At 72.1% G+C, this 7,189-nt stretch carries 4 protein-coding genes and 2 pseudogenes; 2 read left to right on the top strand and 4 right to left on the bottom strand.

The window, feature by feature from the left end; all coding sequences use genetic code 11:
• Positions 1–686, bottom strand: a pseudogene (locus ACLU3S_RS20510) (ATP-binding protein); the annotation flags it as partial.
• A 260-nt stretch (positions 687–946) separates the two neighbouring features.
• On the opposite strand from ACLU3S_RS20510, the gene gabT reads away from it, so the two are divergent.
• Together gabT and ACLU3S_RS20500 are read left to right on the top strand one after the other, a co-directional pair.
• The gene (gene gabT, locus ACLU3S_RS20505) at positions 947–2,281 is read left to right on the top strand and encodes a 4-aminobutyrate--2-oxoglutarate transaminase (protein WP_413953359.1); all 1,335 of its coding nucleotides are present in this window, start codon (positions 947–949) and stop codon (positions 2,279–2,281) included.
• Between the two features lie 384 nt (positions 2,282–2,665).
• Positions 2,666–3,181: pseudogene (locus tag ACLU3S_RS20500) on the top strand (phosphatase PAP2 family protein); the annotation flags it as partial.
• Positions 3,182–3,263: 82 nt separating this feature from the next.
• Here ACLU3S_RS20500 and ACLU3S_RS20495 read toward each other — a convergent pair.
• From ACLU3S_RS20495 to ACLU3S_RS20485, 3 genes are all read right to left on the bottom strand, one after another.
• Positions 3,264–5,069 (bottom strand): chitinase, encoded by a 1,806-nt coding sequence (locus tag ACLU3S_RS20495; protein ID WP_413953358.1) that lies wholly within the window; start codon positions 5,067–5,069, stop codon positions 3,264–3,266.
• An 84-nt stretch (positions 5,070–5,153) separates the two neighbouring features.
• The gene (locus tag ACLU3S_RS20490; protein WP_413953357.1) at positions 5,154–5,612 is read right to left on the bottom strand and encodes a hypothetical protein; all 459 of its coding nucleotides are present in this window, start codon (positions 5,610–5,612) and stop codon (positions 5,154–5,156) included.
• Between the two features lie 115 nt (positions 5,613–5,727).
• Positions 5,728–7,158: an NAD(P)/FAD-dependent oxidoreductase gene (locus ACLU3S_RS20485; RefSeq protein ID WP_413953356.1), complete on the bottom strand. Its 1,431-nt coding sequence runs from the start codon at positions 7,156–7,158 to the stop codon at positions 5,728–5,730.
• Positions 7,159–7,189: the final 31 nt, after the last annotated feature.

Genomic DNA, 7,189 nt, shown 5'->3' with positions numbered 1-7,189 from the left:
CATCTCAGCCGTAGCGTGTGGCGCGACCACATGAAACGCAGCGCCATGCACGGCCCGGCCCTCGCCTCCGCGGCCAGCCGCTCGGCGGCCTCCTGGGCGCCGGCCCGGCGCAGCTGGGGCCATTCGGCGGGGTCCTGTTCGGGGGTGGGCGCTCGCTCGGCCACCGGCAGCGCCGGGCGCCAGGCGGGCGGGCCGTAGCGGCGCCAGACCTCGGCCCAGCGGCCGAGGCGGGCGACGACGAGCAGGATGGCGAAGGCGATGAGGGTGTAGTAGCCGTACCAGAGGAAGGCCCGGGCGACGTTGCTGTCGCTGTTGCGCCAGGAGTCCGGGACGAGCAGTTGCAGGGGCAGCACCCACCAGCCGCCGAGGTAGCCGTTCCACAGCAGGGACCACACCAGCCAGCCCACGAGGAACGAGATCAGCGCGCCGCCGATCAGCTGCCGGCCCGGGATCCGCTCGGGCTCCTGCTCGGGCCGGGGCCGGTACCCGAAGCGCCATACGCCGGGTGCCGCCTCCGGGCGGGGCGCGCGCAGCCAACTGAGGAAGGCCGAGCCGTCCGGCCTCGGCGGCGCGCCCGGGGGGGCCGCGGGCATCGCCGGCACGGCGGGCCCCTCCAGGGGAGCCGCCGGGCGCGGCACAGGATTCGCATGCGTGCCGCGTGCGTCCCGCGTCCCGTCGCTGTCCATCCGCCCTGCCCCCTGACCAGCCGTTCCGTCCACCATCAGCGAGCCAATCTAACGCCCCGGGAAGGGGAGTTCACCGCTTACGCGGCCGTGCGTCCTTCTTCGGGGCCGCCCGTCCACCGCGTGGCCCGCACGCCCTGGCTATGTCCACCACGGACAACGGCGACGCCGGACAGTGCCCACATGGAGCATGCCCAGTCCCCGGTGGCCGTCTTAGCCTGCGAGAAAAGAAGAAAGCGTCCGTAATACCCCAGGAGCCCCGCATGACCGCACTTCCGCAGGAGCGCCGCGTCGTCACCGCCATCCCCGGCCCCAAGTCGCAGGAGTTGCAGGCCCGCCGCACCGCCGCGGTCGCGCAGGGCGTGGGCTCCGTGCTGCCGGTGTTCGTCACCCGTGCGGGCGGCGGCATCGTCGAGGACGTCGACGGCAACCGGATCATCGACTTCGGCTCCGGCATCGCCGTCACCTCCGTCGGCGCGTCCGCCGAGGCCGTCGTCCGCCGCGCGAGCGCCCAGCTCGCCGACTTCACCCACACCTGTTTCATGGTCACCCCGTACGAGGGCTACGTGGCGGTCGCCGAGGCCCTCGCGGAGCTGACCCCGGGTGACCACGCCAAGAAGTCCGCGCTGTTCAACTCCGGCGCCGAGGCCGTCGAGAACGCCGTCAAGATCGCCCGCGCCTACACCAAGCGGCAGGCGGTCGTCGTGTTCGACCACGGCTACCACGGCCGGACCAACCTGACCATGGCGCTGACGGCGAAGAACATGCCGTACAAGCACGGCTTCGGCCCGTTCGCGCCCGAGGTCTACCGCGTCCCGGTCGCCTACGCCTACCGCTGGCCGACCGGCCCGGAGAACGCCGGCCCGGAGGCCGCCGCGCAGGCCATCGACCAGATCACCAAGCAGGTCGGCCCGGACAACGTGGCGGCGATCATCATCGAGCCGGTGCTCGGCGAGGGCGGCTTCATCGAGCCGGCCAAGGGCTTCCTGCCGGCGATCCGCCAGTTCGCCGCGGACAACGGCATCGTCTTCGTCGCCGACGAGATCCAGTCCGGCTTCTGCCGCACCGGCCAGTGGTTCGCCTGCGAGGAAGAGGGCATCGTCCCGGACCTGATCACCACCGCCAAGGGCATCGCCGGCGGTCTGCCGCTGGCCGCCGTGACCGGTCGCGCCGAGATCATGGACGCCGCGCACGCCGGCGGCCTCGGCGGCACCTACGGCGGCAACCCGGTGGCCTGCGCCGGTGCGCTCGGCGCCATCGAGACGATGAAGGAACAGGACCTCAACGCCAGGGCCAGGCGCATCGGGGAGATCATGAAGGGCCGCCTGACCGCCATGGCCGAGAAGTTCGACATCATCGGTGACGTGCGCGGCCGCGGCGCGATGATCGCCATCGAGCTGGTCAAGGACCGCACCACCAAGGAGCCGAACCCGGAGGCCACCGCCGCGCTCGCCAAGGCCTGCCACGCCGAGGGCCTGCTGGTGCTGACCTGCGGCACCTACGGCAACGTGCTGCGCTTCCTGCCCCCGCTCGTCATCGGCGAGGACCTGCTGAACGAGGGCCTGGACATCCTCGAGCAGGCGTTCGCGCGCATCTGAGCAGCAGGTCTGCACCGCTGAAGGGTCGCTGCGGCAGGCCGTGTGAAGAAGGTGTGCGAGGTGGATGACGGGACGCGATTCCGTCTGCCCAAGCGCCCCGGCCTGCCGTAGGTTCTACCCAGATGAGAGATACACCCCGCCCACAGGGGACTGTGGGCGACCTCAGGCCGAGGCCTCCCCAGCTTCGACCTGGCCGTGCCCTCGCGCACACAACCGGCGCCTGACGCCGGGATCTCCTCACCGATCGGACGGTCGCCGCCCCAAACCCCCCGGGGCGCGCGACGTTCCGGTCCGGACGGCCGCCCCGGAACCATCCCCCCCTGTTCCGGGGCGGCCGACCTCCTTCTCGGCGAGAACGTGACGGGACCTGCCAGTCTGTTCCCCATGGCTGTGCTTCTGGGTCTGTTCCTTGCGCTCTTCGCCGTGATCACCTGGCAGGTGGTCGACGGCGGCCCGCTGGTGCGTGCGGACGAGCGCCTGAGCCACGCCCTCGTCCGTCCGGACCGCTTCTCCCAGCTGCTCTCCGACCTCGGCGACATCCAGGTGGCCGTGCCGGTGCTGGCCCTCGTGGCCGCCCTCGTCGCCTGGCGGGGCCGGGCCGCCGGGATGGACCGGTGGTGGCTGCCCCCGGCCGCGGCAGCGGTCCTGATGGCGCTGGTCCCGGTGCTGATCGTGCCCCTGAAGGACTGGACCGCCCGTCCGGGCACCCCGGTCGTGCCGCCGGGCACCGGCTACTTCCCCTCCGGCCACACCGCCACCGCCGCGGTGGCGTACGGCTCCGCGACGTTGCTCGTCCTGCCCTGGCTGCGCTCGGTGCCGGCGCGCCGCCTGGCGGTGGCGGTCTGTGCCGTGGTCAACCTCGGCGTGGGGTACGGCCTGGTCCGCCGGGGTTACCACTGGCCGCTGGACGTGGTGGCCGGCTGGCTGCTGTGCGCGGTGCTGCTGGCCGGCCTGTCCGTCCTGCTCGGCCGGAGTGCGCCCCTCAGCCGAAGTACGCGTCGAAGTTCTTCTGGAACTCCCAGTTCGAGTACCGGTCCCAGTTCACCGACCAGGTCATCAGGCCCCGCAGGTCCGGCCGGCTTCCGTGCGTCGCGTAGGAGCCGCAGTTCGTCCTCTTCGTCAGGCAGTCCAGGGCCTTCGTGACCTCGGCCGGGGCGACGTAGCCGTTGCCCGCGTTGGCCGACGCCGGCATGCCGATCGCCACCTGGTCCGGCCGCAGCGGCGGGAAGACGTTGTTCGCGTCGCCGGCCACCGGGAAGCCGGTGAGGAGCATGTCGGTCATGGCGATGTGGAAGTCGGCGCCGCCCATGGAGTGGTACTGGTTGTCCAGACCCATGATCGGGCCGGAGTTGTAGTCCTGGACGTGGAGAAGGGTGAGGTCGCCCCGCAGGGCGTAGATCACCGGCAGGTAGGCGCCGCAGCGCGGGTCCTGCCCGCCCCACTTGCCGGTGCCGTAGTACTGGTAGCCCATCTGCACGAAGAAGGTCTCCGGGGCCATCGTCAGCACGAAGCCGGGGCCGTACGTCGCCTTCAGGGTCTTCAACGCCGAGATGAGGTTGACGATCGCCGGCGTGGTGGGGTTCTTGAAGTCCGTGTCGTTCGTGTCGAGAGACAGGGAGTGGCCCTCGAAGTCGATGTCGAGTCCGTCCAGGCCGTAGTCGTCGATGATCTTCGACACGGAGGAGACGAAGGTGTCCCGCGCGGCCGCGGTGGTCAGCTGGACCTGGCCGTTCTGGCCGCCGATCGAGATCAGCACCTTCTTGCCGGCCGCCTGCTTGGCCTTGATCGCGGCCTTGAAGTCGGCGTCGCTCTCCACGCTGGGGCACTGGGTGACCGGGCAGCGGTTGAAGCGGATGTCGCCGGAGGCCGGTGAGGTGGGCTCGCCGAAGGCCAGGTCGATGACGTCCCAGCTGTCGGGGACGTCCGCGAGGCGGGTGTAGCCGGAGCCGTTGGCGAAGCTCGCGTGCAGGTAGCCGACGAGGGCGTGCGCGGGCAGGTCGGACGAGCCGCCGCCGCTGCCCGTGCCGGCGTCGGTCGTCGCGGTCACGGCGGCCGACTTCGCGGACTCTCCGGCGTCGCCCAGGGCGGTGACCTGGAAGCTGTACGCCGTCGAGGCCGCGAGGCCGCCGACGGCCGCCGAGGTGCCGGTCACCGTCTGGACCCTGACCCCGTCGCGGTAGACCGCGTACCCCATGGCGCCGTCGACCGCCGCCCAGGACAGGGCCACGGAGGAGGAGGTCACCGGGCCGGCCGTCAGCCCGGTGGGCGCCGCGGGCGGCTGTCCGGTGCCGCTGCCGCCCGGGCCGACGAGCGAGAGGTCGTCGGCGTAGTAGGTGCCGGTGCCGTACCAGCCGTGCGTGTACAGGGTCACGCTGGTCGTGGCCGCGCCGGTGGTGAAGGTGGTGGTCAGCTTCTGCCAGTCGGGCGCGGACTGGGTCCAGGTGGACACGTCGGTGGTGCCGGTGCCGTTCGCACCGAGGTACACGTAGGAGCCGCGCACGTAACCCGACAGGGTGTACCGCGCGTTCGGCTGGACGGTGACCGTCTGCGTGCACTGGGCGTCGTCGCTGCCGGCCGGGGTCGCCTGCAGGGCAAAACCGCCGCTGTGCACGGGCGAGTTCACCGTCGTACCGGCGGTGCAGCGCCAGCCGGCCAGGCCGGATTCGAATCCGCCGTTGCGCACCGCGTCCGCTTCGGCCGCCCGGGCGGCCGACGAGAGCAGGGCGGAGCCGGGCACGGCCAGGGCCGCGGCCGCGACGAGGGCGACCAGGGGTCTTGTGCGGTCCACAGATGCCTCCGGAAAGTGGGGAGTTGGAGGGTGGAGCGCCCTCAACTTGGTCCAGACCAATCCCGGTGTCAAGGTGTGCGGACGCTAACCGCCCCCGCGCCGGCCCCCGGCCGGCCCGGCCGCCGCCTCGTGCATCGCCAGCTCCAGCAGCGCCGGATCGGTCAGCGTGCCCGAGCCGTCCGGGGGCACCAGCCACCGCACTCCCCGGGTCGCCCGCCCGGGATGCGGCACGACGATCCAGGTGCCGGGCCCGGCGGTGCGGATGCCGGTGCCGAGCCAGCGGGCCGCGGTGCCGGGCGGCACGAAGAAGCCGGCCCGGTGGTCGCCGAAGTCGACGAGCACCGGGCCGGGTCGGTCGAGCACCCGGATGAGCACGTCCAGGGTCGGCAGGCCGAGGCCGCCCGGCAGGATCAGGACGTCCCAGGCCTTGCCGGCGGGCAGCAGCACCACCCCGAGCGGGTTGCGCTCCCACTCCCAGCGGCAGGCGTCGGGGTCCGGTGCGACGGACGCCAGCCAGTCGACCGCTGTCTTGTGCCCGGTCATGAGAAGACCTCCCTGTCTCCTTCGCGGACGCGGATCGCGTCACGACGGGAGAGGGAGGCCCTCCGGAAGGCATTACGCGGGTTTTCCCGGCTCTTTGGAGCGAGCCGGGTCACCGTCAGCTGTCGAAGCCCAGCCCCAGCCGGTCCATCGTGCGCAGCCAGAGGTTGCGCCGCCCGCCGTGCGCGTCCGCGCGGGCCAGGGACCACTTGGTGAGGGCGATGCCGGTCCAGGCGAACGGCTCCGGCGGGAACGGCAGCGGCTTCCTGCGGACCATCTCCAGCTCGGTCCGCTCGGTGCGCTCCCCGTCCAGCAGATCCAGCATGACGTCCGCGCCGAAGCGGGTGGCGCCGACGCCGAGCCCGGTGTAGCCCGCCGCGTACGCGACCCTGCCCTGGTGGGCCGTGCCGAAGAACGCCGAGAAGCGGGAGCAGGTGTCGATCGCGCCGCCCCAGGCGTGGGTGAAGCGGACCCCCTCCAGCTGCGGGAAGCAGGTGAAGAAGTGGGCGGCGAGCTTGGCGTACGTCTCCGGCCGGTCGTCGTACTCCGCCCGCACCCGGCCGCCGTAGTGGTGGATCGCGTCGTAACCGCCCCACAGGATGCGGTTGTCGGCGGACAGCCGGAAGTAGTGGAACTGGTTGGCGCTGTCGCCGAGCCCCTGCCGGTTCTTCCAGCCGATCTCCGCCAGCCGGTCGGCGCCCAGCGGTTCGGTCATCAGCGCGTAGTCGTAGACCGGTACGGTGTAGGAGCGCACGCGGCGCAGCAGGCTCGGGAAGATGTTGGTGCCGAGCGCGACCCTGCGGGCCCGGACCGCGCCGTAGGGGGTGTTCACGGCCATCCCGGCGCCGTACTGCTTCAGGGTGAGCGCGGGTGTGTGCTCGTACACCCGCACCCCGAGTTCCAGGCAGGCCCTCTTCAGGCCCCAGGCGAGCTTCGCCGGGTGCAGCATGGCCACGCCCCGGCGGTCCCACAGACCCGCCTCGAAGGTCGGCGAGTTCACCTGCTCGCGCACCTCGTCGGCGTCCAGGAACTCGATGCCGTCCGCGAGGCCCTGCTTCTCCAGCTCGCGGTGCCAGTCACGCAGTTCCCAGGCCTGGTAGGTCTCGGTCGCGACGTCGATCTCGCCGGTGCGCTCGAAGTCGCAGTCGATGCCGTACCGGGCCACCGCGGCCTCGATCTCGTCGAGGTTGCGCCGGCCCAGCTCCTCGAGTCGGTGGATCTCGCCGGGCCAGCGGGTGAGGCCGTTGGGCAGGCCGTGCGTCAGGGACGCGGCGCAGAAGCCGCCGTTGCGGCCCGAGGCGGCCCAGCCCACCTCGCGGCCTTCCAGCAGCACCACGTCCCGCTTCGGGTCGCGCTCCTTGGCGTTGAGCGCGGTCCACAGTCCGCTGTAGCCGCCGCCGACGACCAGCAGGTCGCAGGTCTCGGTGGTGGTGAGGGCGGGCTCCGGGTGCGGCTTGCCGGGGTCGTCCAGCCAGTACGGGACCGGCCGGGCTTCGGAGAGAGAGGCGATCCAGTTGTCTTTGCCACGGCTCATGGCGCTTGGGGCCATGACTTTCAACTCCCTACAAAGGCCCTGCGGA

Source organism: Streptomyces sp. AF1A (genome assembly GCF_047340315.1).
Taxonomy (GTDB): Bacteria; Actinomycetota; Actinomycetes; order Streptomycetales; family Streptomycetaceae; genus Streptomyces.
This window is presented reverse-complemented; position numbering and strand designations above follow the sequence as displayed.